This is a genomic window from Serratia sp. TSO36 (genome assembly GCF_057808395.1).
The window spans coordinates 420252-446477 of sequence record NZ_JBJZOU010000024.1 but is presented as its reverse complement, the minus strand read 5'-3'; the positions used below and the strand labels follow the sequence as shown (position 1 = coordinate 446477).

At 61.4% G+C, this 26226-nt stretch carries 22 protein-coding genes; 12 read left to right on the top strand and 10 right to left on the bottom strand.

Translation table 11 applies throughout. The features are described 5' to 3' along the window. Positions 1 to 12: 12 nt before the first annotated feature. The gene (locus ACK3CV_RS22815; protein WP_033636220.1) at positions 13 to 1821 is read right to left on the bottom strand and encodes a cation:proton antiporter; all 1809 of its coding nucleotides are present in this window, start codon (positions 1819 to 1821) and stop codon (positions 13 to 15) included. Positions 1822 to 2049: 228 nt separating this feature from the next. On the opposite strand from ACK3CV_RS22815, the gene pgi reads away from it, so the two are divergent. Next, the gene (gene pgi / locus ACK3CV_RS22810; RefSeq protein ID WP_164141750.1) at positions 2050 to 3696 is read left to right on the top strand and encodes a glucose-6-phosphate isomerase; all 1647 of its coding nucleotides are present in this window, start codon (positions 2050 to 2052) and stop codon (positions 3694 to 3696) included. Positions 3697 to 3757: 61 nt separating this feature from the next. Here pgi and ACK3CV_RS22805 read toward each other — a convergent pair whose 3' ends face one another. Further along, entirely contained in the window at positions 3758 to 5191 is a 1434-nt protein-coding gene (locus ACK3CV_RS22805; RefSeq protein ID WP_033636218.1) for a capsule assembly Wzi family protein, read from the bottom strand. Positions 5192 to 5416: 225 nt separating this feature from the next. Here ACK3CV_RS22805 and psiE point away from each other — a divergent pair, with 225 nt between their 5' ends. Continuing rightward, a complete protein-coding gene (gene psiE / locus ACK3CV_RS22800) occupies positions 5417 to 5824 on the top strand; it encodes a phosphate-starvation-inducible protein PsiE (RefSeq protein ID WP_033636217.1) in 408 nt (135 codons plus the stop codon). Between the two features lie 152 nt (positions 5825 to 5976). Here psiE and malG read toward each other — a convergent pair whose 3' ends face one another. The 3 genes from malG to malE are packed head-to-tail and all read right to left on the bottom strand — an operon-like array spanning position 5977 to position 9707. Then, positions 5977 to 6867, bottom strand: a complete 891-nt coding sequence (gene malG, locus ACK3CV_RS22795) for a maltose ABC transporter permease MalG (protein WP_021505147.1) — start codon at positions 6865 to 6867, stop codon at positions 5977 to 5979. An 11-nt stretch (positions 6868 to 6878) separates the two neighbouring features. Continuing rightward, entirely contained in the window at positions 6879 to 8456 is a 1578-nt protein-coding gene (malF, locus tag ACK3CV_RS22790) for a maltose ABC transporter permease MalF (protein ID WP_103799384.1), read from the bottom strand. A 57-nt stretch (positions 8457 to 8513) separates the two neighbouring features. After that, positions 8514 to 9707, bottom strand: a complete 1194-nt coding sequence (gene malE / locus ACK3CV_RS22785; RefSeq protein WP_033636215.1) for a maltose/maltodextrin ABC transporter substrate-binding protein MalE — start codon at positions 9705 to 9707, stop codon at positions 8514 to 8516. Positions 9708 to 10065: 358 nt separating this feature from the next. On the opposite strand from malE, the gene ACK3CV_RS22780 reads away from it, so the two are divergent. From ACK3CV_RS22780 to malM, 4 genes are all read left to right on the top strand, one after another. Then, positions 10066 to 11037 (top strand): alpha-amylase family glycosyl hydrolase, encoded by a 972-nt coding sequence (locus ACK3CV_RS22780; RefSeq protein WP_033638605.1) that lies wholly within the window; start codon positions 10066 to 10068, stop codon positions 11035 to 11037. Continuing rightward, positions 11030 to 12139 (top strand): maltose/maltodextrin ABC transporter ATP-binding protein MalK, encoded by a 1110-nt coding sequence (gene malK / locus ACK3CV_RS22775; protein ID WP_033636214.1) that lies wholly within the window; start codon positions 11030 to 11032, stop codon positions 12137 to 12139. The genes ACK3CV_RS22780 and malK overlap by 8 nt, the downstream gene beginning before the upstream one ends. Before the next feature lie 32 nt (positions 12140 to 12171). Continuing rightward, positions 12172 to 13461 (top strand): maltoporin, encoded by a 1290-nt coding sequence (locus ACK3CV_RS22770; protein ID WP_033649704.1) that lies wholly within the window; start codon positions 12172 to 12174, stop codon positions 13459 to 13461. A 100-nt stretch (positions 13462 to 13561) separates the two neighbouring features. Further along, complete coding sequence (malM, locus tag ACK3CV_RS22765; RefSeq protein WP_164141748.1) at positions 13562 to 14467, top strand: maltose operon protein MalM; 906 nt, start codon at positions 13562 to 13564, stop codon at positions 14465 to 14467. A 55-nt stretch (positions 14468 to 14522) separates the two neighbouring features. Here the strand turns inward: malM and ACK3CV_RS22760 are convergent, their stop codons facing one another. Genes ACK3CV_RS22760 through ACK3CV_RS22750 form a run of 3 tightly spaced genes read right to left on the bottom strand, consistent with a single transcriptional unit; the run spans position 14523 to position 17936 of the window. Further along, positions 14523 to 15506, bottom strand: a complete 984-nt coding sequence (locus ACK3CV_RS22760) for a nucleoside hydrolase (RefSeq protein ID WP_039569666.1) — start codon at positions 15504 to 15506, stop codon at positions 14523 to 14525. A 21-nt stretch (positions 15507 to 15527) separates the two neighbouring features. Then, complete coding sequence (locus tag ACK3CV_RS22755) at positions 15528 to 16529, bottom strand: LacI family DNA-binding transcriptional regulator (protein WP_060427041.1); 1002 nt, start codon at positions 16527 to 16529, stop codon at positions 15528 to 15530. A 24-nt stretch (positions 16530 to 16553) separates the two neighbouring features. Continuing rightward, on the bottom strand, positions 16554 to 17936 hold the full coding sequence (locus ACK3CV_RS22750; protein WP_033654718.1) for an MFS transporter: 1383 nt from the start codon (positions 17934 to 17936) through the stop codon (positions 16554 to 16556). A 392-nt stretch (positions 17937 to 18328) separates the two neighbouring features. Here ACK3CV_RS22750 and ubiC point away from each other — a divergent pair, with 392 nt between their 5' ends. Beyond that, positions 18329 to 18844: a chorismate lyase gene (gene ubiC, locus ACK3CV_RS22745; RefSeq protein WP_033654717.1), complete on the top strand. Its 516-nt coding sequence runs from the start codon at positions 18329 to 18331 to the stop codon at positions 18842 to 18844. A gap of 17 nt (positions 18845 to 18861) precedes the next feature. Further along, on the top strand, positions 18862 to 19734 hold the full coding sequence (gene ubiA, locus ACK3CV_RS22740; protein WP_033636207.1) for a 4-hydroxybenzoate octaprenyltransferase: 873 nt from the start codon (positions 18862 to 18864) through the stop codon (positions 19732 to 19734). Between the two features lie 65 nt (positions 19735 to 19799). Here the strand turns inward: ubiA and plsB are convergent, their stop codons facing one another. Next, entirely contained in the window at positions 19800 to 22265 is a 2466-nt protein-coding gene (gene plsB / locus ACK3CV_RS22735; protein ID WP_033636206.1) for a glycerol-3-phosphate 1-O-acyltransferase PlsB, read from the bottom strand. A 148-nt stretch (positions 22266 to 22413) separates the two neighbouring features. Between plsB and ACK3CV_RS22730 the strand changes: the two genes are divergently transcribed. The 4 genes from ACK3CV_RS22730 to ACK3CV_RS22715 all read left to right on the top strand — a co-directional run bounded on the left by ACK3CV_RS22730 (position 22414) and on the right by ACK3CV_RS22715 (position 25458). Beyond that, positions 22414 to 22782 carry a diacylglycerol kinase gene (locus tag ACK3CV_RS22730; protein WP_015379225.1) on the top strand — a complete coding sequence of 123 codons (369 nt, stop codon included), beginning with the start codon at positions 22414 to 22416 and terminating at the stop codon, positions 22780 to 22782. A gap of 102 nt (positions 22783 to 22884) precedes the next feature. Next, a complete protein-coding gene (lexA, locus tag ACK3CV_RS22725) occupies positions 22885 to 23493 on the top strand; it encodes a transcriptional repressor LexA (RefSeq protein ID WP_004936736.1) in 609 nt (202 codons plus the stop codon). A gap of 102 nt (positions 23494 to 23595) precedes the next feature. Then, positions 23596 to 24933, top strand: a complete 1338-nt coding sequence (gene dinF / locus ACK3CV_RS22720; protein WP_164141745.1) for an MATE family efflux transporter DinF — start codon at positions 23596 to 23598, stop codon at positions 24931 to 24933. 315 nt (positions 24934 to 25248) lie between these two features. Further along, positions 25249 to 25458, top strand: coding sequence for a CsbD family protein (locus ACK3CV_RS22715; protein ID WP_033636203.1), 210 nt, complete (start codon positions 25249 to 25251; stop codon positions 25456 to 25458). 102 nt (positions 25459 to 25560) lie between these two features. Here the strand turns inward: ACK3CV_RS22715 and zur are convergent, their stop codons facing one another. Then, positions 25561 to 26073 (bottom strand): zinc uptake transcriptional repressor Zur, encoded by a 513-nt coding sequence (gene zur, locus ACK3CV_RS22710; protein WP_015379223.1) that lies wholly within the window; start codon positions 26071 to 26073, stop codon positions 25561 to 25563. Positions 26074 to 26226 lie beyond the last annotated feature (153 nt).

Sequence of the window (26226 nt, the reverse complement as noted above, 5' to 3'; positions counted from 1 at the left end):
ATCGCCATTCTGTCAACGTACAGACGGTGAGGGATTTTCATCTTGCACCAGCGCGATAAGCGTACAGGGCATCGCGGGCGTGGAACCGGCGCCAATCGGTTGCAGAGAACCGTCTTCCTTTTGGCTGAATAACGGAATAACGCCCTGATGTTTCTCCAAATACTCCAGCCAACCGAAATTTTCGTTCAATTTGGTCGCTTTGATGGTGGCTCCCCTGGCGAGCAGGCTGCTCAGGCGGCCGTAGGTGGCTTCCTGATTAAATAAAATTTCATGCCGGCGGAAACGCGAGCTTTCCGCGCTGGCGCCGCGCCCTTTCAGCGGTGCTCCCGAACGGATGGCAAACACGTGATCCTCGCCGAAGAGATGACCGAAGTGGTAGACCGCCAGCGCGTTCTGGTGGCGATTGGGCGACAGCGCCAGCACCTGGGCGATATTGCTCAGATCGAGATAGTTCTCGGCGTGTTCGGAGTAGGCGTGGCCATAGTAGGCCGGGATGCCTTCCATGCGCGCCTGGCGGTAGTATTCCCAGCTGCTGTCGGTGACGATTACCGGCACGTTCAGCTTGATCAGCGCCTGCGCCAGCATGCGCGCCACGCTGTTGGCGCCGACGATCAGCACGCCGCGCGGCTTTTGCTGCTGCACCCGCAGCCAGCGCGCCATCATCCCGCTGGTCAGGCTTTGCAGCACCACGGTGCCGATGATGATGGCGAACACCACGGTCACCAGCCGGTCGGCGCCTTGGTAGCCGCTGCGCTGCAGCGTCAGCGCGAACAGCGAGCTGACCGCCGCGGCGACGATGCCGCGCGGGGCGATCCAGCACAGCAGCAGCCGATCGCGCCAGTGCAGGGAAGAGCGCCAGGTCGACACCGCGATGCACAGCGGCCGGGCGATGAACTGCACCACCAGCAGCAGCAGGAGCAGCGGCCAGCCCATGTTCCACAGCGCCTGGATATCGAGCCGCGCCGCCAGAATGATGAACAGCGCCGAGATCAGGATCGCCGACAGCTCCTCTTTGAACGCCAGAATATCGCTGGTGTCCACGTCGCGCATGTTGGCCAGCCAGATGCCCATCACCGTGACGGTCAGCAGGCCGGATTCGTCGGCGATGGCGTTGGAAACGCCGAAGGCGGTCAGCATGATCGCCAGCACCGCCAGGTTCTGCAGGTAGCGCGGCAGCCAGACGCGGCGCAGCGCCAGGCCGAGCAGGTAGCCGAACAGTGCGCCGGCGATCAGGCCGACGGCGGCGGTCATGCCCAGCGTCCAAAACAGATGGGTATAGGACTCCGCATTCTGTTTCAGCACGATGAATTCGAACACCAGCAGGGTGAAGATGGCGCCGACCGGATCGATGACGATCCCTTCCCAGCGCAGTACCTGGTTAATGTTGGCGTTCGGCCGCACCACGCGCATCAGCGGGGCGATCACCGTCGGCCCGGTCACCACCGTCACCGCGCCGATCAGCGCCGCCAGCTCCGGCGGGAAATCCAGCAGCCACCAGCTGGCGAGGCTGATGACCAGAAAGGTGACCAGCATGCCGACGGTGACCAGATTGCGCACCACGCCGCCGAGGCCGCGTATCTCCTCGAAACGCAGCGTCAGCGCCCCTTCGAACAGGATGATCGCCACCGACAGCGACACCAGCGGAAACAGCAGATCGCCGAACAGCAGATCCGGCTGCACCAGATGCACCGTCGGGCCGAGCACGATGCCAAACAGCAACAGCGGCAAAATGGCCGGCAGGCGCAGCAGCCAAGCCAACCACTGCGCCAGCAGCGACGCCAGGCCGATAAGCACCAACATGAGCGGGGCAGATAATTCCATAAGCGAGATCCCTTTCAAATGACGAAATAAGCAACGATGACACAGCCTGATGACAATTCGGCAACCCCGATAACAGGCCGTTAGCCAAAAGTATAGAGTGAAAGCTGAAACGAGGCGGCACTGCGTTGACAGTTAGCGCCTATCGCAAGAAAAGAGATCATAATCACAGTCGAACAGGCTACAATCGGACAACGCGTCATTTTTATTCTCAAGCCTAAGAGTGTTGCTATGAAAAATATCAATCCTAGTCAAACCGCTGCTTGGCAAGCCCTGCAGCAACATTATGCACAGATGAAAGACGTACGGATCGCCGACCTGTTCGCCCAGGACAGCGATCGTTTCTCCAGGTTCTCCGCGACCTTCAACGACCAAATGTTGGTGGACTATTCCAAGAACCGTATCACGCAGGAAACCCTGGAGAAGCTGCAGACGCTGGCGAAAGAAACCGATCTGCAAGGCGCCATCAAATCGATGTTCGCCGGTGAGAAAATCAACCGCACCGAAGATCGCGCGGTGCTGCACATTGCCCTGCGCAACCGCAGCAACAGCCCGATCCTGGTCGACGGCAAAGACGTGATGCCGGAAGTGAACGCGGTGCTGGCCAAGATCAAACAGTTCTGCGCGCGCGTCATCGGCGGCGAGTGGAAAGGCTACACCGGCAAACCGATCACCGACGTGGTGAACATCGGCATCGGCGGTTCGGATCTCGGCCCTTACATGGTGACCGAAGCGCTGCGCCCGTATAAAAATCACCTGAACATGCACTTCGTCTCCAACGTCGACGGTACCCATATCGCCGAAACGCTGCAGCCGCTGAACCCGGAAACCACGCTGTTCCTGGTGGCCTCCAAAACCTTCACCACTCAGGAAACCATGACCAACGCCCACAGCGCGCGCGACTGGTTCCTGAGCAGCGCCGCCGATCAACAACACGTGGCTAAGCACTTCGCCGCGCTGTCCACCAACGGCAAAGCGGTGGCCGAGTTCGGCATCGATACCGACAACATGTTCGAATTCTGGGACTGGGTAGGGGGCCGTTACTCCCTGTGGTCGGCGATCGGTCTGTCGATCGCGCTGTCCATCGGTTATGACAACTTCGAGCAGCTGCTGAGCGGCGCGCACGCCATGGACAAGCACTTCGCCGAAACGCCGGCGGAGAAGAACCTGCCGGTGCTGCTGGCGCTGATCGGTATCTGGTACAACAACTTCTTCGGCGCCGAAACCGAAGCCATTCTGCCGTACGATCAGTACATGCACCGTTTTGCCGCTTACTTCCAGCAGGGCAACATGGAATCCAACGGCAAGTACGTCGATCGCAACGGCAATCCGGTGGATTATCAGACCGGCCCTATCATTTGGGGCGAGCCGGGCACCAACGGCCAGCATGCGTTCTACCAGCTGATCCACCAGGGCACCAAGCTGGTGCCTTGCGACTTCATCGCGCCGGCCATCAGCCATAATCCGCTGGGCGATCATCACGCCAAACTGCTGTCCAACTTCTTCGCTCAGACCGAAGCGCTGGCGTTCGGCAAGTCGCTGGACGTGGTGGAGGCCGAGTTCGCGGCGCAGGGTAAAACCCCTGAGCAGGTCAAGCACGTGGCGCCGTTCAAAGTGTTTGAAGGCAACCGCCCGACCAACTCGATCCTGCTGCGCGAAATCACCCCGTTCAGCCTGGGCAGCCTGATCGCGCTGTACGAGCACAAGATCTTCACCCAGGGCGCGATCCTGAACATCTTCACCTTCGATCAGTGGGGAGTGGAGCTGGGCAAACAGCTGGCTAACCGCATCCTGCCGGAGCTGGCGGGCAGCGAGAAAATCAGCAGCCACGACAGCTCGACCAATGCGCTGATCAACCGCTTCAAGGAATGGCGCTAAGCGCCTGAGCTGAAGCCAATAAAAAACCCGCCGCGGCGGGTTTTTTTACGTCTGCAAAAAATTACAGGTTGATCGGCACTTCGAAGCTGACGCCGGCGCCCACGTCGTCGGCGGTGCTGTGATCGCTGTTGGTGTACCACAGGCTGGTATCGAATTTAACCTGAGAATCGAAGCTGTAACCCCAGCCGAGCTGAATGCCTTTCAGCGTATCGGAACGCGGGAACGCCCGGTTGATGGTTTGGTTGTTCGGATTCACCTTGGCGTACACCAGGCGGGTGCTCCAACGCTGGCCGTCGTCCAGCACCATTTCCACGCGGCCGGACAGCATCTGACCGTCGCCGCCCATCGCATGGCCCAGCGGGTAACCTTGCTGGTAGTAACCGCCCCGATAGATGTAATGGTTGTACATCACGTTGTTGGCGTTGCCGTTAGAGCGGGTATCAGTACCTTCGATATGCCAGTTGATCGTGGTCGGGCCCCATTCCGGATGGCCTTCAAGCCCCAGCATGTAGGCGTTATGCGAAGGCAACATGCCTGCTTCATCTTCACCGGTGATCTGGCCATACAGGCTGACCGGCATGCCGATGAGCGGCTGCAGCTTGAGTTTGAAGTCAAAACCGCCCAACTGGTTGCCCGGATCGTTTTTCGGATCGCCGGTATTGTCGTTGCCGGTGACGCCATCCCAGAAGGAACTCCAGGAGTGCGGACGGCCATCACCACCCCACATCATGACGCGCGAAGCGCCCAACTCCAGGAAGTCGGTCGGCATCATGGTCAGGCGGCCACCGATCAGCTTGGTGTCCGGCACGGCAGCGTACTGCGACAGCTGGCCGGCGGACAACTGGTATTGCCAGCGGCCGATCCACGACAGCCACGGGGTTTCAAACGGCGATTGGTCGGCGCGCTGCAGCATAAAGCCGGCCACCGGGCGCGCGGCGTCGGAGCGGATCAGGCTGCCGTCGTAGCCAGGGCCCCACCACTGGGAAACCTCGCCGAAGGAGAGCCATTGGTTCCAGATTTTCACCGCGCCGTAGGAGCCGTTCATGTTGAATTTGGAGCCGTCGCTGACGCGCTGATCGCCTTCCACCGAGCCCTGCAGACGCACGTCCCAGAACTCGCCGTTGGCGCCGGCGCCGATGGTCAGGCGATCGTCGGCGTATTCGTTTTGGCCGAAGCCCTGCGGGGTGCCGGGTTTATCGGTCGAGGCGTAACCGCTGACGCGAATGTTGGCTTTCAGGGCATCGACGCGGCGTTGTACGCGGTCGATAACGTTTTTCTCGGTGTTGGTCACCGGCTTGGCCTGCGCGATAACGGAGCTGATCTCTTCCTGGCTCAGCGGCCAGGTGGACAGGCTGACGTTGATGACGCCGCGGTCAGACAGCCAGGCGAGATCGTTACGCAGATCGTTGTCAGGGGCTACCAGGCCGGCGGCGTGGCCGGACAATGCACAGGTAAACAGGCCCGCAGCGACCAGTCCGTTAAGTTTAGCGCGCATAAAGAATTCCCTTGTTAATTCGAGGTTATTGGTTTTATGTAAAGATCTCTGTGTCCCATGATAGTTGACATTTCGATTTGCTACAAATCTATAGGTCAGAAACATCTTATTATAACGTGATGAATTAAATGGGGTTTAAAGTGCTTTCGCGAGGGGCGGAATTTTTAGGACAATGCCTATATTGGCACGGTTGAATCATATACGCGGTATTCAGAGAGAGGTTTTATGGCAAAAACGTCGCGTTCGATAATGATAGCGAAGGGGCTGCAGCGGGTGCTGAACGTGGGCTTGCTGCTGCTGGCGGCCATTCTGGTGGTGTTTCTGGTCAAGGAAACCCTCCATCTGGCGAAGGTGTTATTTATCAACAGCGAAGAGTCGTCCTCTTACCTGTTGATTGAAGGCATTGTGATTTATTTCCTGTACTTTGAATTTATCGCCTTGATCGTCAAGTATTTTGAGTCGGGTTATCATTTCCCGCTGCGCTATTTTATTTACATTGGCATTACCGCGATTATTCGTTTGATTATCGTGGATCACAAAAACCCTATCGATACCCTGATCTACGCCGCGGCGATATTGGTGCTGGTGGTGACGCTTTATCTGGCTAATACCGACCGGTTGAAACGAGAGTAGCGATAAAAATGGCGGCCCAAGGCCGCCGAAGACACAGGATATCATTACCCGTCGTCTTTCAAGCTACAGCGTTGTTGACTGCACTCGCTGTAACTTGAAATCCATAGGGTAAAAGATAAGAAAAGACATCAAACGCACTGCAGTGGCACAAATTACCCCTTCACGCCGCCGGCCGTCAGGCCGCCAACCAGCCAGCGCTGCGCCAGCAGGAACACGGCGGTGATCGGTATCGCCGACAGCACCGCGGCGGCGGCGAAGTCGCCCCACAGGTAGTTCTGCGGGTTGAGATATTGCTGCATCCCCACCGCCAACGTGTAGCTGTTCACATCGCGCAGCAGCAGCGACGCCACCGGCACTTCGGTGATGGCGGCGATAAACGACAGAATGAACACCACCGCCAGAATCGGCACCGACAGCGGCAGCAACACCAGACGGAATGCCTGCCACGGCGTGGCGCCGTCCAGCGCCGCCGCCTCTTCCAGCGAGTTGTCGATGGTTTCGAAATAGCCCTTGATGGTCCAGACGTGCAGCGCGATGCCGCCCATGTAGGCGAAGATCACGCCGCCGTGGGTATTCAGGCCGATAAACGGAATGTACTGGCCCAGGCGATCGAACAGGGCGTACAGCGCCACCAGCGACAGCACCGCCGGGAACATCTGGAAGATCAGCATGCTTTTCAGCAACGTGCTCTTGCCGCGAAAGCGCATGCGGGCAAAGGCGTAGGCGCAGGTGGTAGACAGCGTCACGATGCCGATGGCGGTGATCGCCGCGATCTTGACTGAGTTCCACAGCCACAGCAGCACCGGGAACGGTGGCGGCGTCACGCTGCCGTCGGCGTGGGTGACGCTGAAGCCGAGCGCCAGCCGCCAGTGATCCCAGGAGAGGGTTTCCGGTATCAGGCTGCCGGTGGCGAAGTTGCCGGAGCGCAGCGAGATGGCGACCACCATCAGCAGCGGGAACATGATCAGGGCGATAAAGCACAGCATCAAAATATGGGTGATCCACAGGCGCAGGCGCTGGGATTTGGGTTGAACCATGGCCATCGTCATTCTCCCTAATCGAAGTTCATCTTGCTGGCTTTCAAATTCAGGATCGCCAGCGCGCCCACCAACAGGAAGATCAGCGTGGCGATGGCGGCCGCCAGCCCGAAGTCTTGCCCGCCGCCGCCTTCGAAGGCGATGCGGTAGGTGTAGCTGACCAGCAGATCGGTATAGCCGGCCGGCGTCGTGGTGCCGATCATGTCCGGGCCGCCGTTGGTCAGCAGCTGGATCAGCACGAAGTTGTTAAAGTTGAAGGCGAAGCTGGCGATCATCAGCGGCGTCAGCGGCTTGATCAGCAGCGGTAAGGTGATGCGGAAGAAGTTTTGCCACGGGTTGGCGCCGTCCATCGCCGAGGCCTCGTACAGATCGTCCGGGATCGCCTTCAGCAGCCCCATGCACAGGATCATCATGTACGGGTAGCCGAGCCAGGTGTTGACGATCAGGATCATGCTCTTGGCGGTGAGCGGATCGCTGAACCAGGCCGGCTTGATGCCGAACAGATGGCTGAGCATCATGTTGATCTCGCCGAAGCTCTGGTTGAACAAACCTTTGAAGATCAGGATCGAAATGAATGATGGCACCGCATAGGGCAGGATCAGCAGCACGCGGTAGATCGCCTTGCCTTTCAGCGCCTCCCACTGCACCACGCAGGCCAGCACCATGCCGACCGCCACGGTGAGGATCACCGTCATCACCGAGAACACGATGGTCCAGATGAAGATCGACACGAACGGCTTTTTGATGCCCTCGTCCTGCAGCACCCGCAGGAAGTTTTTCCAGCCGGTGGTGACGGTATAGCCCGGGCTCAGGGTTTCCTGCGCCCAGCCGCCGTCGGCGTTGATCGCCTGATAGAAGCCGGTGTCGCCGTTCGGCCGGTAGCGCACCTGGGTCTGGTTATTGGTCAGCGTGCTGCCGTCTTGGTCCAGTGCATACAGCGGGCGGGTGCCGGAGAACTGGCGCAGGGAGCTCATGCGCAATTCACCGCCGTCGGGCAGCTGCGCCACCAGCTGGCTCAGCGCCTGCCGGTTTTGGGTGATCACCCGCAGCGTGGCGTGCTCGCCCTGCGGCGCGGCGCTCTGCGCCGTCAGTTTCAGAGTTTGCAGCGCGGCGGCGTCGAGGCGGAAAGGCTCGGAGATCAGCGGTGCTTCGCCGTCCGGCGGCGTCAGCTGCAGGCGCCACTGCTGGTTTTCCGCCGGGTAGAGGCCGAAGGTAAAGGTTTTGCCGCTCTGGAACTGGCGCTGCATCAGCACCGATTGCGCGCGCTCGAAGGTCAGCTGGTTGGTGCTGCTGTAGTTGGTGAAGGCGATGGCGATGGTGCAAATCAGCGGGAACAGGACGAACAGCCCCATGCCGGCGACGCCGGGATACACATAGCGCCAGGCGTAGGCGCGGCGGTTGGCGAAGACGTAAAGCCCGGCGCTGACCAGGATCAGCGTCAGGATGGCGAACAGGTATTCACCCTGTGCATACATCAACACAATCAGGTAGCAGGTCACCAGGCTGAACAGGCCGACCACCAGCCATTTCAGCGCGTCGCTTTGCCACCACTTCGATTTTTTACGCGCAGGCGTCCCGGCGTGAGCGAATTGCATAGGGCGTTCCTTTCTGTGAAGCAACGGCGGGGCACCGTGGCACCCCGCACGACGTCGTTACTTGGTGATGCGGGTCTGCACGTCGTCCAGCGCGGCTTTCACCGTCTGACGGCCGCTGACGGCGTTGATCACCGCGCTGCGTTCGGCGTACCAGAAGGCGCTCATCTGCGGGATGTTCGGCATGATTTCCCCGTTTTGCGAGTTCTGCATGGTGGCGGCGATCTTCGGATCTTTGGCCAGCGTTTCCTGGTAGGACTTCAGTGCCACCGCGCCCAGCGGCTTGTCTTTGTTGACGTCCGCCAGCCCTTCGTTGGTCAGCAGGTAGTTCTCGAGGAACTCGGTCGCCAGCTCTTTATTCGGGCTGGCGGCGTTGATGCCGGCGGTCAGCACGCCGACGAACGGCTTGGACGGTTTGCCTTTGAAGGTCGGCAGCAGCGTCACGCCGTAGTTGATTTTGCTCTGCTCAATGTTGTTCCAGGCCCACGGCCCGTTGATGGTCATCGCGGTCTGGCCTTTGTTGAACGCGGCTTCGGCGATCGAGTAATCGGTATCGGCGTTGATATGCTTGTTTTTCACCAGATCGACGATGAACTGCAGGCCGGCCTGCGAACCGGCGTTGGCGACGCCGACATCCTTGATGTTGTATTTGCCGTTTTCATACTTGAAGGCATAACCGCCGTCGGCGGCGATGATAGGCCAGGTGAAGTAGGGTTCCTGCAGGTTCCACATGATGGCGCTCTTGCCGTTGGCGCGCAGCTGCTTGTCCAGCGCCGGGATCTCTTCCCAGGTCTTCGGCGGCTGTTTGACCAGGTCTTTATTGTAAATCAGCGACAGCGCCTCGACGGCGATCGGGTAGCCGATCAGCTTGCCGTCATAACGCACGGCGTCCCAGGTGAACGGAAACAGCTTGTCCTGGAAGGCTTTGGACGGGTGGATTTCGGCCAGCAGGCCGGACTGCGCATAGCCGCCGAAGCGGTCGTGAGCCCAGAAAATGATGTCAGGGCCATCGCCGGTGGCGGCCACCTGCGGGTATTTTTCTTCCAGCTTGTCCGGGTGTTCGACGGTGACCTTGATGCCGGTGTCTTTTTCGAATTTCTTGCCGACTTCGGCCAGGCCGTTATAGCCCTTGTCGCCGTTGATCCAGATAACCAGTTTGCCTTCCTCGATCTTGGCGAAGGCGGAAGAAGAGAGCACCAGGGTGGCCAGTGCCGAGAGCGCCAGCGTGCGGGCGAGGGTAATGCTGCGAGTCATAATCCAGTCCTTCTTTTTGTGAGCACATAAATCAAGGAGTGACGTTTCGCGGTAATAGTGGGTCACAACGCGACATATTCTCATCCTCCCCCCCTCTACGCCCCTGAGATGAGGAGTGTGATCCAGTTAACGTTGCGCTCTATTCTGTGGCGTCAGGCACAAAATAGGGGGGCGATTTTTGCCAGACGGATCACAGATTTGCCTTAAGCGCGGAACTTCTCATCGCCGCGGTCGTTCTCTCATCCTCCCGCCTCCTCCCCCATGAAAAATCCTGTTACGGATGATTACCCTTTCCGGCGACTCCCGCACTATCGGCCCATTGATTTTTAACGCCACGCGCAGCAGGGATACCGGATTTATGTCGTCAATGCCTATCGCCACTCAGCCCACCCTGTACCGGATCCATCCGGCCAGTTTCCGTGACGGAAACGGGGACGGCGTGGGCGACGCGCACGGCATGCTGGCGGCGCTGCCGTACCTGAAAGCGCTGTCGATCGACGGCCTGTTGCTGCCGCAGACGCTGGCGCCGGAGGCCGAGGCGACGGTGACGGCCGAAGGGCTGACGCTGTGGTATGGCGATGAAGCCAACCGCGTTCGCAATGCCGTTGCGCCACAGCGGTTCGTCCACGGCGCGCTGGCGCTGGACGTGATGCCGTTCAGCGCGGAGAAGCTGGTGGCGGTGCTGCACGCCCGCCGCGCCACGTTGGCGGACAGCCTGTGGAGCACCGGCGATGCCGATCAGCCAAGAGTGGTCAGCCGCTGGGGGCAGGGCGACCTGCGTTCCGCCGCCGCCTTTTTGACGCTGTTGGCGATGTTGCCGGCGCCGATCTGCCTGTACCAGGGCGAGGAGCTGGGGCTGCCGCATGCCGCCGGGCTGCAGGATCCGCGCGGCGCGCAAACGCCGATGCCGTGGCATGAAGCCCCCGAACAGGTCACCGCCGGCGAAATCAGCTGGTATCAACAGGTGGCGATCGAACACCGCGCATTGGCCATCAGCCGCCAACAGCACGACAGCCACTCCACCTTACGTTACTGCCAGGCGCTGTTGGCCCTGCGCCGTTCGCCGCTCATCCAGCGCGGCGAATTGAACGCGATCAGCCAGCGGGACGGCGTGGTGCGCTTACTTATTACCCATCAGGATCAATGCCTTGAAGCGCTGATAAACCTGCAGCCTTATACTCAGGCGGCCGCGCCGTCTGAGGCGACCTTGCCGTTGGCATGGCAGCACGGCGCGCAGCAAGAGGGTCATCAATGGGTTTTGGCGGGCTTTGCCTCCGCCATTTTCACACGACATGTTAACTGCGAAAGCAGGGGAGTAACGCATGGCTAGCGTGACACTGCGCAGCGTTTATAAGGCCTTCGGTGAGGCCGTGATTTCCAAAGACGTCAATCTGACCATCGAAGACGGCGAGTTTGTGGTGTTTGTCGGGCCGTCGGGCTGCGGTAAATCGACGCTGCTGCGCATGATCGCCGGGCTGGAGGACATCACCTCCGGCGACCTGCTGATCGGCGAGAAACGCATGAATGAGGTGCCGCCTTCCGAGCGCGGCATCGGCATGGTGTTCCAGTCCTACGCGCTGTATCCGCACCTGTCGGTGGCGGACAATATGTCGTTCGGCCTGAAGCTGGCCGGCGCCAGGAAAGCGGAAATCAATCAACGGGTGAATCAGGTTTCCGAGGTGTTGCAGCTGGCGCACCTGCTCGATCGGCGGCCGAAGGCGCTGTCCGGCGGGCAGCGTCAGCGCGTGGCGATCGGCCGCACGCTGGTGGCCGAGCCGGACGTGTTCCTGCTCGACGAACCGCTGTCCAACCTCGACGCCGCGCTGCGGGTGCAGATGCGCATCGAGATTTCCCGTCTGCACAAGCGCCTGCAGCGCACCATGATTTACGTCACCCACGATCAGGTCGAAGCGATGACGCTGGCCGACAAGATCGTGGTGCTCGACGCCGGTCGCGTGGCGCAGGTCGGCAAGCCGCTGGAATTGTACCACTACCCGGCCAACCGCTTCGTCGCCGGGTTTATCGGCTCGCCGAAGATGAACTTCCTGCCGGTCAAGGTGACCGCGGCGCAGCCGCAACAGGTGCAGGTCGAACTGCCCAACCGCCAGCTGGTCTGGCTGCCGGTGGAAGGCGAGGGCGTTCAGCCCGGCGCCAACCTGTCACTGGGCATTCGCCCTGAACATCTGCTGCCCGGCGAAGCCTCAGAAGTGCGGCTTACCGGCGACGTACAGGTGGTGGAGCAGCTCGGCAACGAGACGCAAATCCACATCCAAATCCCGGCCATCCGTCAAAACCTGGTGTACCGCCAGAATGACGTGGTGCTGGTAGAAGAAGGTGCCACATTCGCCATCGGCCTGCCGCCTCATCGTTGCCACCTGTTCCGTGAAGACGGTACGGCATGTAAACGGCTGCACCAGGAGCCGGGCGTTTAAAGCATCAAAGTCGGTATAACAGGAGAATAATGATGACTACTCTGCGCAAACTTCCTCTGGCACTGGCTGTCGCCGCCGGTGTTCTCTCTACCCAGGCGCTGGCCGTGGATTTTCACGGTTACGCCCGTTCCGGCATCGGCTGGACCGGCAGCGGCGGTGAGCAACAGTGCTTCAAGGCCACCGGTGCCGCGAGCAAATACCGTCTCGGCAACGAATGCGAAACCTACGCCGAACTGAAACTGGGGCAGGAAGTGTGGAAAGAAGGCGACAAGAGCTTCTATTTCGACACCAACCTGGCCTATTCGGTCTCGCAACGTTCCGACTGGGAAGACGTGACCCCAGGCTTCCGCGAAGTCAACGTGCAGGGTAAAAACCTGATCGACTGGCTGCCGGGCTCCACGCTGTGGGCCGGTAAGCGCTTCTATCAGCGTCATGACGTTCACATGATCGACTTCTACTACTGGGATATCTCCGGCCCGGGCGCCGGTCTGGAAAACATCGATCTGGGCTTCGGCAAGCTGTCCGCCGCCGTGACCCGCAACTCCGAATCCGGCGGCTCTTACGGCTACCTGGATAACGAATGGAAACAGCGCCCGACCGTCAACGACACCTTCGACCTGCGTCTGGCCGGCCTGGAGCTGAACCCGGGCGGCACCCTGGAGCTGGGCGTGGACTACGGCCGCGCCAATGCGCAGGATAACTATCGCCTGGCCGACGGCGCCAGCAAAGACGGCTGGATGTTCACCGCGGAACACACGCAGAGCATCCTGAACGGTTACAACAAGTTCGTGCTGCAGTACGCCACCGACTCGATGACCTCGCAGAACAACGGCCGCAACGAAGGCGCCACCATCGATAACAACGGCAAGATGATCCGCGTGCTGGATCACGGCGCCATCGACTTCAACGATCAATGGGCGCTGATGTACGTCGCCATGTTCCAGGACATCGACCGCGACAACAACAACGGCACCACCTGGTACACCGTGGGCGTGCGCCCGATGTACAAGTGGACGCCGATCATGAGCACCCTGCTGGAAGCCGGCTATGACAACGTCAAATCCCAGCGCACCGGCGATCGCAACGGCCAGTATAAAGTGACCCTGGCGCAGCAGTGGCAGGCGGGCAACAGCATCTGGTCGCGTCCGGCCATCCGTCTGTTCGCCACCTACGCCAAGTGGGATGAGAAGTGGGGCTACGCCACCGGTGACGACACCGGGTATAACACCGGCACCGCTTACAACGACACCAGCATGCATACCTTCAGCCGCGGCAAGGATGACGAAGTCACCTTCGGCGCCCAGATGGAAATTTGGTGGTAACGACGACAGGGCGGGGAGGGCCACCGGCTCTCCCCCAACCGCATTCGCCGCGGCCGGATCTCTTGCCTGATCCGCCGCGGCGCTGAAAGAGGATATAACGATGAAAAAGAATCTGCTGTCACTCTGCCTGTCGCTGGCGCTGACCGTCGGCGCGCCTTTGGCGGCCAACGCCGACACGCCGGCCAACGTTTCCGTCGCGCCGGCCATCAGCGCCGCCACGCTGCAAAGCCTGCCGTGGCAGCCGCTGCAGCCGCCGGTGTCGCAAGAGGTGAAGCTCGACGCCGTCAGCCCGCAGCTCAATCAGGGCGAAATTCAGGGGGCGATCGCCGCCTATACGCTGCCGGCCGATCGCGGTTCGCTGGAAGTGACGCTGAGCAGCCTCGCCAAAAACAATTCGCTGTACGCGCCGAGCGTGCTGGTGCTGGATGAGCATCTGCGCCCGGCGGCGTATTACCCGAGCAGCTATTTCCCGTATCAGCCGCCGGGGGCGATGTCCTCCGATCGCCTCGAAGGCACGCTGAAACTGACGCCGGCGCTCGGTCAAAAACAGATTTACCTGCTGGTGTACACCACCCGCCAGGACTTGGCGAAAACCACGCAGCTGACCAACCCGGCCAAGGCCTACGCGCAGGGCGTGGGCAACGCGGTGCCGGATATCCCGGATCCGATCGCCGGCCACGCGACGACCGGCACGCTGAAGCTTAAGGTCACCGCGGAACAGGGCACCGGCAACGTGATGATCGGCATGCTGCAGCCTGCGCCGACCGTGGCGCCGGTGGTGGTGGGCTCGACCGCACCGGCCGCCGTGGCGGCGCCTGCGCCAGCGCCGGAGAAACCGGCGGAGCCGATGCTCAACGATACCGAAAGCTACTTCAATAACGGCATCAAGCAGGCGGTGAAGGCGGGCGATATCGACAAGGCGCTGAAGCTGATGAATGAGGCCGAGAAACTGGGCTCGACCACCGCGCGTAAAATGTTTATCAGCAGCGTTAAAGGCAAGGGGTAACACCCGGCGCTGCCGATGCTGGCTCGATGATTGGTGCGCTTTGGCGCACCTTTTTTCATCCGCGGGCCAGCGTTGCGCCGATCAACGCCAACAGACGGGCGTTGTCCACCTGCTGCATGACGCGCACCGGCTTGCCCTGCGGCGCCGGCATGCCGACCGTCAGGCGCAGGCTGTCCGGCCGCCAGCGGCGTGAGCTGCCGCGCGTCAACGCCCCTTCCAGCGCCACATCCACATGAAACATCTCGGTGGTGACCAGCTGCGGCGCCAGCAGCCAGGCGATCACCAGCGCATCATGGATCCAGCAGCCCGGCAGGCGCCGCGTATGGCGCGAATAGTCGATCCACGGCTGCGTCGTGGCGCGCAAATAGCGGCACAGCGGGGTATCCGGCTGGGTCAACGCGGCCAGATCCGCCTGGGTCAGCATGGTCTGAGTGGTGACATCCAGCGGCGCCAGCGTGATAGCGGCGCCGCTGTTCAACACCAGCCGCGCCGCTTCCGGATCCAGGCCGAAATTGGTGTCCTTGATATATCCCTCAACGTTGAACACGCCGCCCATGATCACGATCTCTTTCACCGCCTGCGCCATCTGCGGGTAAAGCTGCATGGCGTGCGCAACGTTGGTCAGCGGGCCGATCGCCGCCAGCGTGATCTCGCCGGGATGCCGGCAGATCAGTTCGCCGATGGCGATGGCGGCGTCCGGCGCGGGCGCGTTGGCCAGCGAGGGCGCGGGCAGGTCACGCCACAGCGCCGCCAGCTTAGGATCGGCGATCGGGCGGTCCAGGTGTGCGCGCCACGGCTCCGGCGGTTCGCTCAGGGCGCGCGCCGCGCCGAGGGCGACCGGCACCTGATAGCCGCTCTGCGCCAGCAGATCGGTGGCGACGGCGAAGCCCACTTCACGCGGGGTGTTGCCGGCCACGATGCTGATCAACTCCAGCTGCAGCTGCGGTTTGGCCGCCAGCGCCAGGGCCAGCGCCAGGCCGTCGTCGACGTTGGCGCCGGGAACGCCGTTGCCGGGATCGCAATCAATGATTAAACGCATATAAGGTGTCCTGAAAAACCGCTAACAGCCGCACGAACGGCGGATGCGCAGTTGAAAAGCGAATTCATGCAGCTCGGCGGGCGCGGCGCCGGCGGCCAGCATGGCGATGGCCCGCTTGGCCATGGCGTCGATCGGCTGCTCGACCGCGCTGAGCGGCGGCACGCTGAATTCGGATTGTTGCGTGCCGTTAAAACAGATCAGCGCCAGATCGTCCGGCGCGCGCAGCCCATGCTCCGCCAGCGCCGACAGGCAGCCGAGCGCCTGCTGCTCGTTGGAGGTGAAAACGGCGCGCGGGCGCGGGCCTTGCACCAGGCGCTGGGTGGCCTGGTAACCGCCCTGGCGGGTGTAGGGCGCTTCGAAAATCCACGCGTCGCGTGGCGCGATGCCCGCCTCCAGCAGCGCATCGCGCCAGCCGTTCAGGCGATCCTGCGCGTTGAGCATGGTCAGCGGACCGATAAAAATGCCGATGTCGCGATAGCCGTGCTGCAGCAGATGGCGGGTCGCCTGGCAGGCGGCGTCGCGCTCGTCGACGCGGATGGCGCAGACGCCGGCCTGGCTGTCGATGGTGTCTATCATCACGCAGGGGGTGCCGGAAGCGCGGATCAGATCGAACCACGGGTGGCGATCGACGCTGGTGTACAGCAGGCCGTCGACCTGGCGGCGCAGCAGGTTGTTGATAAGCTCATACTCGCGCTGACGATCGTCGCCGGCGTCGCCCAGCAGCAGCACGCGGCCGCGGTTGAAGGCTTCCTGCTGCAGCGCCCGCGCCAGAGTGGCGAAGAACGGGTTGGAAATATCCGGCACCACCAGCCCGTAGGTTTGCGTGCTGCCGGAGGCCAGCGCCCGCGCGATGTCGTTCGGCCGGTAGCCGGTCTGCTCGATCGCCGCCAGCACGCGCAGCCGGGTGGCTTCCGCCACCGGGCGCGGGCCGTTGTTGATCACGTAGCTGACCACGGCGACGGAGGTGCCCGCTACGCGGGCCACGTCGGCGCGGGTAACGCGTCGCGCGGAGTGATTATCCAAATTGAGATCCTGTTCGCCTTCTCGCTACGCGGCATCCTGCGGCAGGTTGAGATCGCGGCCGCGGGTTTCGGGAGCAAAGAAGGTGGTGATTAAGCCGATGCCCGCCATTACAACAAAATAGGCGGCGACAGGCCACCAGTGACCGAAGCCGGAGAGCAGCGCGGTGGCGATCAGCGGCGCGGTGCCGCCGGAGAGGATCGAGCCGAGCTCCTTGGCGAACGCCATCTTGGAGTAGCGGTTCTTCACGCCGAACAGTTCGACGCCGTAGGCCGCCTGCACGCCGAAGATCCCCAGCGATGCGATGCACATGCCGACCACGATCACCGAGATGACGATCGCCGGTTCACGGCTGTCGAGCAGCCAGAACGCCGGGAAGGCATACAGCACCAGCAGCAGGCAGAACCAGCGGTAGGTGACGCGGCGGCCGAAGCGATCGGACAGCCAGCCGGCCAGCGGGATCACCAGAAAACCGCACAGCGAGGCGATCAGCACCGCCAGCGCCGGCACCGATTTATCGACCATCAGCACCTTGGCGACGTAGCCGACGATAAAGCCCTGGCACAGATAGGAGGGGCCGTTTTCGCCGATGCGCAGGCCGAGCATCACCCAGAACGCTTTGGTGCGCTGCAGGTAGCTGCGTGAGTCCGGCGCGGCCTGAGCGGCGTCCAGCATGCGCTGGTGGTTTTGTTGCAGCTCGCGCTCGAACACCGGCGTTTCGCGCACGTGACGGCGCAGGTACAGCGCCACCCCGGCGATCAGAATGCTGGCGAGGAACGGAATGCGCCAGCCCCAGCTCATCAGATCTTCCTTGTCGAGCTGCAGCACCAGCAGCCATACCAGCGACGCCAGCAGGGTGCCGCTGTTGGAGCCGATGGCGATGATCGAGGCCACCAGCCCGCGCCGCTTGGCCGGCGCGTATTCCGCCAGCATCACCGCGCCGCCGGACAGCTCCGCGCCGGCGCCGAACCCCTGCGCGAAGCGCAGGATCACCAAGCAGGTGGGCGCCCAGACGCCGATTTGCGCATAGGACGGGATCAGGCCGATCAGCGTGGTGGAAATGCCCATCAGCGCCACGGTGGTGATCAGCACTACGCGGCGGCCTTTGCGATCGCCAATCCAGCCGAACACCAGCGCGCCGATCGGCCGCGCGACGAAACCGACTGAGTAGGTGGCGAAGCTGGCCAGCAGAGCGACCAGCGGCGTGGCCTCGGGGAAGAACACATCGCCGAACACCATGCCGGCCGCCAGGCCGTACAGCGCGAAGTCGACGTATTCCATGGCGGTGCCGAGCCAGCAGGAGAAGGTGGCGCGCCAAAATTGGCTGCGCCCCTCTTTGGTTGCCAGGCGTTCATCGGCCGCCAGCGCGGCGTCGGCGGTCTGTGGAGTGGCAAGCGTTGTTTCGCTCATGACGGTGCTATCCTCTTTTGTTCTGCGCCTGGAGGGGCGCGGTTAAAGATGGTTTCCCTGGTGCCGGCAACAAAGGTGTGCCGACAAATGATGTCGGACGCATGGCGATTCAACGCTGCGGTGTCAGAGTATCTACGCGCGTAGATAAAACAACGCGACAAAGATGAAACTTTGCAGGCGATCACAGAATCGTCATCGTGCCGGGGAACGAAGATAGAGAATACGGATGGCAAAAAGATGACAGAACCCCGGTTTTTCCGGCCGATAGGCCTGCCGTTTTCGCCACGAATCAGCCTGCCGCTTTCGCATTTCTGCGCTACAATGGGGGCCTGTTAACAGTTTGTATCGTCTGGCGCGCCTTACCGGCTGCGGTTCAGGCGAGGAGTAAAGCAATGTCTGGCATCAGGGATTCCATCCTGCCGCCGCTGGAGTGGTTGTCCGAACAGGATCCTCCGGCGCCCGCCACCGTCAGCGACTGGCTGATGGAGTTAGGCTCCATGACCCGCCGATTTGAACGCCATTGCGCCCAGGTGCGCGTCGAACCGCAGCGCGAATGCTTCGTCACGCGCGAGGCGCTGGGCGACGAGGCGAAGCACCTGCCCGACAGCCCGCGCTACTGGCTGCGCGAAGTGGTGCTGCTGGGCGATGACCAGCCCTGGCTGCTGGGGCGCACGGTGATCCCGGAAAATACGCTGACCGGCCCCGACCAGGCGCTGGTGGATCTGGGCACGCTGCCGCTGGGGCGCTACCTGTTCAGCAGCGGCGAGCTGACCCGCGACTATATCCATATCGGCCGACAGGACGCGCTGTGGGCGCGCCGTTCACGGCTGCGGCTGGCGGGCAAACCGCTGTTGCTGACCGAACTGTTTTTACCGGCTTCGCCGCTGTATTCAGCGGTTCCTGCATAAGAGAGGAGAGCAAGACCTTGGAGGGAAGCGTGACTCAAAGTAAATGGCGGGCTTACAGCCATTTGATGCGCATTGATAAACCGATCGGCACGCTGTTGCTGCTGTGGCCGACGCTGTGGGCGCTGTGGCTGGCCGGGAAAGGCGTGCCGCCGCTGTCGATTTTGCTGGTGTTCGTGCTCGGCGTGTTCCTGATGCGCGCCGCCGGCTGCGTGGTGAATGACTACGCCGATCGCGCGGTGGACGGCTACGTGAAACGCACCGCCGGGCGGCCGATGCCGAGCGGCCGGGTGAGCGCGAAAGAGGCCAAGGTGCTGTTCGTGGTGCTGGTGCTGATCTCGTTCTGCCTGGTGTTGACGCTCAATGCGATGACCATCTGGCTGTCGCTGGCGGCGCTGGCGCTGGCCTGGGCGTACCCGTTCATGAAGCGGGTGACCAACCTGCCGCAGTTCGTGCTGGGCGCCGCGTTCGGCTGGGGCATTCCGATGGGCTATGCGGCGGTCAGCGAATCGCTGCCGCTCAGCTGCTGGCTGCTGCTGCTGGCCAACATCTGCTGGACGGTGGCCTACGACACGCTGTATGCGATGGTCGACCGCGACGATGACCTGAAGATCGGCATCAAATCCACCGCTATCCTGTTCGGCCGTTATGACAAGCTGATCGTCGGGCTGTTGCAGTTCGCGACGCTGCTGCTGCTGGTGTGGGTCGGTTATCTGGCGCAGCTCGGCGGGGCGTTTTACTGGTCACTGCTGCTGGCGGGCGCGCTGTTCATTCACCAGCAGAAACAGATCGCCGGCCGCGAGCGCGAGGCCTGCTTCAAGGCCTTCCTGCAGAACAACTATGTAGGGCTGGTGGTGTTCATCGGCATCGCGCTGAGCTATCTGCCGACGTAACGCTTCCCTTCCGCAAGAAAAAAGGCACCCCGAGGGTGCCTTTTGTGTTTCCGCGCCGGGCGAAATCACTCGTCTTTCTCTTCTTCCGCATCGGATTGCGGCAGGGCGTTGGTTTCTTCCGGCATGTTGACGCTTTCGATGGTCAGCTTGATCTCCGGCGTGATCAGATCGCTCAGCATGTTGTACACCTCGAGGGTGTGCTCGCGGATCGCATCGCCGCTGTCGTTGATATAGCCTTCTTCGCGCAGCGTCGCCACCAGGGTGGAGAACACCGCCTTGTCGAAGAATTCCGGCGCGTTGATGCCGTGCAGCACCGACAGACGCTGCGCCATGATGCGGCTCTCTTTCTCCAGCGCGCCGCGGTTGATGCTCGGGTTGGCGCTGAGGATCGACATGGTGATGGCGTAGCGTTGCAGGGTTTCGCGCACCCCGGCGGCCAGCAGCTGCAGCGGACGAATGCGCGCCGGGTTCAGCACCAGCTCGTCGCCTTTGTCGCAGATCAGCTGTTGACGGATCAGCTCGTCGATCACCGGCCGCAGCACCTCCGGCAGCTGTTCCTTGTCGTCATGCAGGAACAGCTCGGCTTTCAGCATCGGATAGATCATGCCGATTTGGCGCAGCAGCTCGGCGCGCGATACCCGGCGGTGATGCATCACGATGCTGGCGATCAGCGATGGCAGCACCAGCAGGTGGTGGATGTTGTTGCGGTAATAGGTCATCAGCACCGCCTGCTCGCGCGGCAGGATGATGATGTCGCCGATGCTGTCCTTCTCCACCTCGAACTTGTTCATGTTCAGCGCGTGATCCAGCAGCTCGTCCGGCGTTTGCGTCGGCACGGTGACGTCACGCGCGTAAGGCGCGTTGCGCATCAGCTGCAGGTAGCACTCGAGCTGTTCGATCAGCTGTTCGCGGGTCAGCGAACGCTGGCGCGAGGCCAGCAGCGCGGTGGAACACAGGTTCATGGCGTTGGCCGCGGCGGCGTTGTTGATGCGCACCATGATCTGGCCGGCCAGATCGTTGACCGTCGGCGTCAGCCAGCTTGGGCGCTGGGCTTCGATCGGATCGATCGACTCGCGCCACTGCGGCACGTTCTGGTTGAGGTAAGCCGTCAACGGCAGCGGCTCGCCGAAGTTGACGTAACCCTGGCCCAGGTTGCGCAGCTTGCGCAGGCCGCGCAGCATCTGCGGCAGGCTCTCTTTTTCCTTGGTGGCGCCGCGCAGCTCTTTGGCATAGGTACCCACTTCCATCACGTGCTCGTAACCGATGTAAATCGGCACCAGCGTGATCGGACGGGTGCCGCCGCGCAGCATCGCCTGGATGGTCATCGACAGGGTGCCGGTCTTCGGCTCCAGCAGGCGCCCGGTGCGGGAACGGCCGCCTTCCACGAAGTATTCCACCGAGTAACCGCGGGTGAACAGCTCGCCGAGGTATTCGCGGAACACCGTCGAGTACAGCTTGTTGCCCTTGAAGGTGCGGCGGATGAAGAACGCGCCCAGGCGACGGAAGATCGGGCCGGCCGGCCAGAAGTTGAGGTTGATGCCGGCGGCGATGTGCGGCGGCACCAGGCCCTGGTGATACAGCACGTAGGACAGCAGTAGATAGTCCATGTGGCTGCGGTGGCAGGGCACGTAGACGATCTCGTGGCCGTCCTGCGCCAGCTGGCGCACGCGCTCGGCGTTGGTGACGTTGATGCCCTGATACAGCCGGTTCCAGGTCCAGCTCAGCACGCGGTCGGACAGGCGCACGGTTTCGTAGGAGAAATCGGCGGCGATCTCTTCCATCAGCGCGATGGCGTTTTGCTGGGCCTTCTCATGCGAGATCTTCTTGCTGCGCGCTTCGTCCTCGACCGCTTTTTCGATCGCTTTGGACGCCAACAGCTTGTTAAACAGATCCTGACGGGCCGGCAGGCTCGGGCCCACGGCGGCCAGGCGCTGACGCGAGAAGTGCATGCGCGCCACGCGCGCCAGTTTCTGCGCGATGGTTTTATCCGTTCCGTGTTCGGTGGCCATGCGGCGCAGCGAAACGGTGTTGGAGAAACGCACGAAGCTGTCGCGGCCGAGCCACAGCACGGCGAAGAATTTCTGCACGCCGTTCAACAGACGCAGGTGCGGCGTACCGTGGCCTTCGCGGCCCGGTGAGCGGCCGAACATCACCGAAACCGGCAGCATCTGAATGTCGAGATCCGGATTGCTGCGATGCAGATCCAGATAGTCGTGGAACAGCTTTACCGACTCTTCTTTCGGGGTGTAATAGCGGAACACGCGCGGGCCGTCGTGAATGAACACGTAGCTCGGCAGCACGGTGCCGTCGATCTCCAGCGAGTTGAGCGGATCGGGCAGATCCTGCGCCAGGCACTGGGTGCGCAGCGTCAGCAAATCCGCCTTGGAATTGTAAGGTAAAACATACAAAATCGGCCGTGAGGGATCCAACCCTAGCTCGGTAACCGGATCTGAAGGGATGACCTTACTTCTTACCAACAATTTAAGTGGTAAATTCAATATTTTATAATAAATTTTACGCCAACCTGACATAACAACGTGAAGCCTCTTGTTAGCAATGCGCCGCAAGCATACCAGAAACCGGGTAGCAGATCTGTGGTGTTCGAAATCCGAGAGCCGTCAGCGCGGACTGTTCTAGACTCTTTTTATTATGACCGACCTCTGAGAAAGGCACGAAAACATGGCAAACCAAGCAACCGGCCTGACCCGCATCATTAAGGCCGCCGGCTACTCCTATAAAGGGCTTTCCGCCGCCTGGCAGCACGAAGCGGCGTTCCGCCAGGAACTGGTGGTCACCCTCCTGGCTATCATACTGGCTGTCTGGCTGGATGTGGGTGCGATAGCGCGCATTTTATTGATCGGATCGGTAGCGCTGGTGATGATCGTCGAGATCCTGAACAGCGCGATCGAGGCGGTTGTGGATCGCATCGGCAGCGAACATCACGAGCTGTCCGGCCGGGCCAAGGACATGGGATCGGCGGCGGTGTCGCTGGCGATCGTGCTCGCGCTGTTCGTTTGGGGCACGGTCTTATGGCAGCACTTCGGCTGACGAAAAGCGCCTACTGACTGATTTTTATTTAATCTTCGGTTCCCAATCCGCGCTTACCTGTATATACTCACAGCAAGACTGTATAAACAAACAGGGGGCGGAATGAAAGCACTAACTACCAGACAGCAAGAGGTCTACGACCTGATTCGCGAGCACATTTCGCAAACGGGCATGCCGCCAACGCGTGCCGAGATCGCGATGCGTCTGGGGTTCCGTTCGCCTAACGCCGCTGAAGAACACCTGAAGGCGCTGGCACGCAAAGGCGTGATCGAAATCGTCTCCGGTGCTTCGCGCGGTATCCGCCTGCTGATGGAAGAAGAAGAGGGGCTGCCGCTGATCGGCCGTGTCGCCGCCGGCGAGCCGCTGCTGGCGCAGCAGCACATCGAAGGGCACTACCAGGTGGATCCTTCCCTGTTTAAACCGAGCGCCGATTTCCTGCTGCGGGTGAACGGCATGTCGATGCGCGACATCGGCATTCTGGACGGCGATCTGCTGGCGGTGCACAAAACGCAAGACGTGCGCAATGGCCAGGTCGTGGTGGCGCGCATCGAAGACGAAGTGACGGTCAAGCGCCTGAAAAAGCACGGCAACGTGGTTGAACTGCTGCCGGAGAACAACGAATTCCAACCGATCGTGGTCGATCTGCGTCAGCAGAATTTCACTATCGAAGGGCTGGCGGTCGGCGTGATCCGCAACGGCGACTGGATTTAATCGTCGCACCCTCAGTGCCGCCTCCTTGTATCAATCGCCCCTGTTCTGGGGCGTTTTTGTTTCTGACCTTGCCATTCGCCACCGCTACGGGAACGTCTCATCATGCGCTTGATTTCCGCCTTTACCAGCGACACCGATAAAGCTCTGTGGCGCCTGGCTCTGCCGATGATTTTCTCCAATATTACCGTGCCGCTGCTCGGGCTGGTGGACACCGCGGTGATCGGCCACCTCGACAGCCCGATCTATCTGGGGGGGGTCGCGATCGGCGCGGTGGCGACCAGCTTCCTGTTCATGCTGCTGTTGTTCCTGCGCATGAGCACCACCGGCCTGGCGGCGCAGGCGCTGGGGGCACAGAACCCGCAGGCGCTGGCGCGCGCCTTTATGCAACCGCTGCTGTTGGCGCTGCTGGCCGGAGCGGCGATCGTCCTGCTGCGTTATCCGTTGATCGAACTGGCGCTGCGGATCGTCGGTGGCGATGGCGAAGTGCTGGAACAGGCGCGGCGTTTTCTTGAGATCCGCTGGCTCAGCGCCCCGGCGGCGCTGGCCAATCTGGTGCTGCTGGGCTGGCTGCTCGGCGTGCAGTACGTGCGGGCGCCGGTGATCCTGCTGATCGTCGGCAACCTGCTGAATATCGTACTGGATATCTGGCTGGTGATGGGCCTGGGCTGGAACGTTCGAGGGGCGGCGGCGGCCACCGCCATCGCCGAATACGCCACGCTGTTGCTCGGCCTGTGGCTGGCGTGGCGGGTGATGCGCCTGCGCGATATTACCCTGCCGATGCTGCGCCAGGCCTGGCGCGGCGATCTGCGTCGCCTGCTGGCGCTCAACCGCGACATCATGTTGCGTTCACTGTTGCTGCAACTGTGCTTTGCGTCGCTGACCATTTTCGGCGCTCGTCTGGGGAGCGAGGTGGTGGCGGTCAATGCGGTATTGATGAATCTGCTGACGTTCACCGCCTATGCGCTCGACGGCTTCGCTTATGCGGTGGAGGCCCATTCAGGCCACGCCTACGGCGCCCGGGACGATAGCCAACTGCGTAAGGTGTGGCACGCGGCCTGCAGGCAGGCGGGGCTGGTCGCGTTGGCCTTCGGCCTGGCGTATGCCGTTACCGGCCAGCAGATAGTGGCGGCGTTGACCTCCTTGCCGGAGCTGCGTGCGTTGGCTGCCCATTATTTACCGTGGCAGGTCATTCTGCCGCTGGTCGGGGTGTGGTGCTATTTGCTGGACGGCATGTTTATCGGCGCCACGCGCGGCGCCGAGATGCGTAACAGCATGGCGGTGGCTGCGGCAGGGTATGGTCTGACGCTGTTCAGCGTGCCGCTGCTTGGCAACCACGGGCTTTGGCTGGCGCTGGCGGTGTTTCTGACGTTGCGCGGCGTGGCGTTGGGCTGGATTTGGCACCGCCACCAGGTGCGCGGCAGCTGGTTTACCGCACATTAACCCGGGCGTTCTGTTGGGGTAATGGTTAGTTTTTCTTATGTTTTATGTCATGTTTGCTTACATGTTTTCAGCCTAGTCCCGTTCGCGTTAGTTCGTTGTTTGCTGGCGTTTTTTGTTTTTATTTTGTCAGTTAATGGTTTTTTGTTCTGTGTTTTGGCTTTTTTATTTCCACGTTTAACTAGAATGAATCATGTGGCTGGTACATGAAGGGGAACGGTGCTCCTTAAGGTGAAGGGAGCATCAGCCAGAAAAATTTCTGGTTAACCCCGGCCGGCGACAGGGATCACTGATTCACCACAGGTTAACGGAGAGACTATGAATAAAGATCAAGCCGACGGTAACTGGAAGCAGCTGAAAGGCAAAGTGAAGGAAAAATGGGGCAAGCTGACCGATGACGATCTGACGGTCATCGAAGGGAAACGCGAACAGCTGGTCGGCAAAATCCAGGAGCGCTACGGTTACCAGAAAGAGGCGGCCGAAAAAGAGGTGAAAGCCTGGGAAGAACACACCAAACACCGCTGGTAATTTGCAGGGCCGCCATTGAAGGCGGCTTGCCCAGCGCAGGCCGGCGTCGCTCTCATCCTCTGGCGCCCCGGCCGCAGGTACAGGGAGGTACCTGACTTCGTCTTACTTCTTCTTGATGGCGATGCTGTGATCGTGTTCGGCGCAGTCATGCTTGCTGTCGCACGCCTCAACCTCCACGCAGCCGGCGCACAGACCGTGCGCTTCCACCACGCTGTGCCGCAGCGCAAATCCTGCTTCCTGCGCCAGCTTCTGCAGCGTTTCCTCTACGCCTTCGGTAGTGCGTTCGGTCACCTGGCCGCAGCGGTCGCAGATAAACAGTGCGGACGTGTGCATCGGCTGTTCAAAATGGTGGCACAGCACGTAGCTGTTGGCGGATTCCACTCTATGGATAAACCCTTGCTCCAGCAGAAAATCCAGCGCGCGGTATACCGTCGGCGGCTTGGCCTGCGGTTCGGCGACGCGCAGCAGATCGAGCAGGTCATAAGCGCTGATTGCACCGGGTTGCTGAGTCATCAGACGCAGCACTTCCAGCCGCTGCGGCGTCAATCGCACATTGCGTTGCTGGCAGAGGCGTTCCGCCTGCGCCAGCAGCTTTTCCTGGGTGGTTGAGTTCATCGCAAATATCCCGGTACGTAAAAAAGCCGATTTTACCATGATTACGGCGAATCGCCGAGAGTTGCCCCCTTTCCCCTGAGGATAGCGCAGGGAAAGGCGCGCAGAGTGCGCTAAAAGAGAGATGCATCACAACTTTTCCCCGCCGCAGGGCGA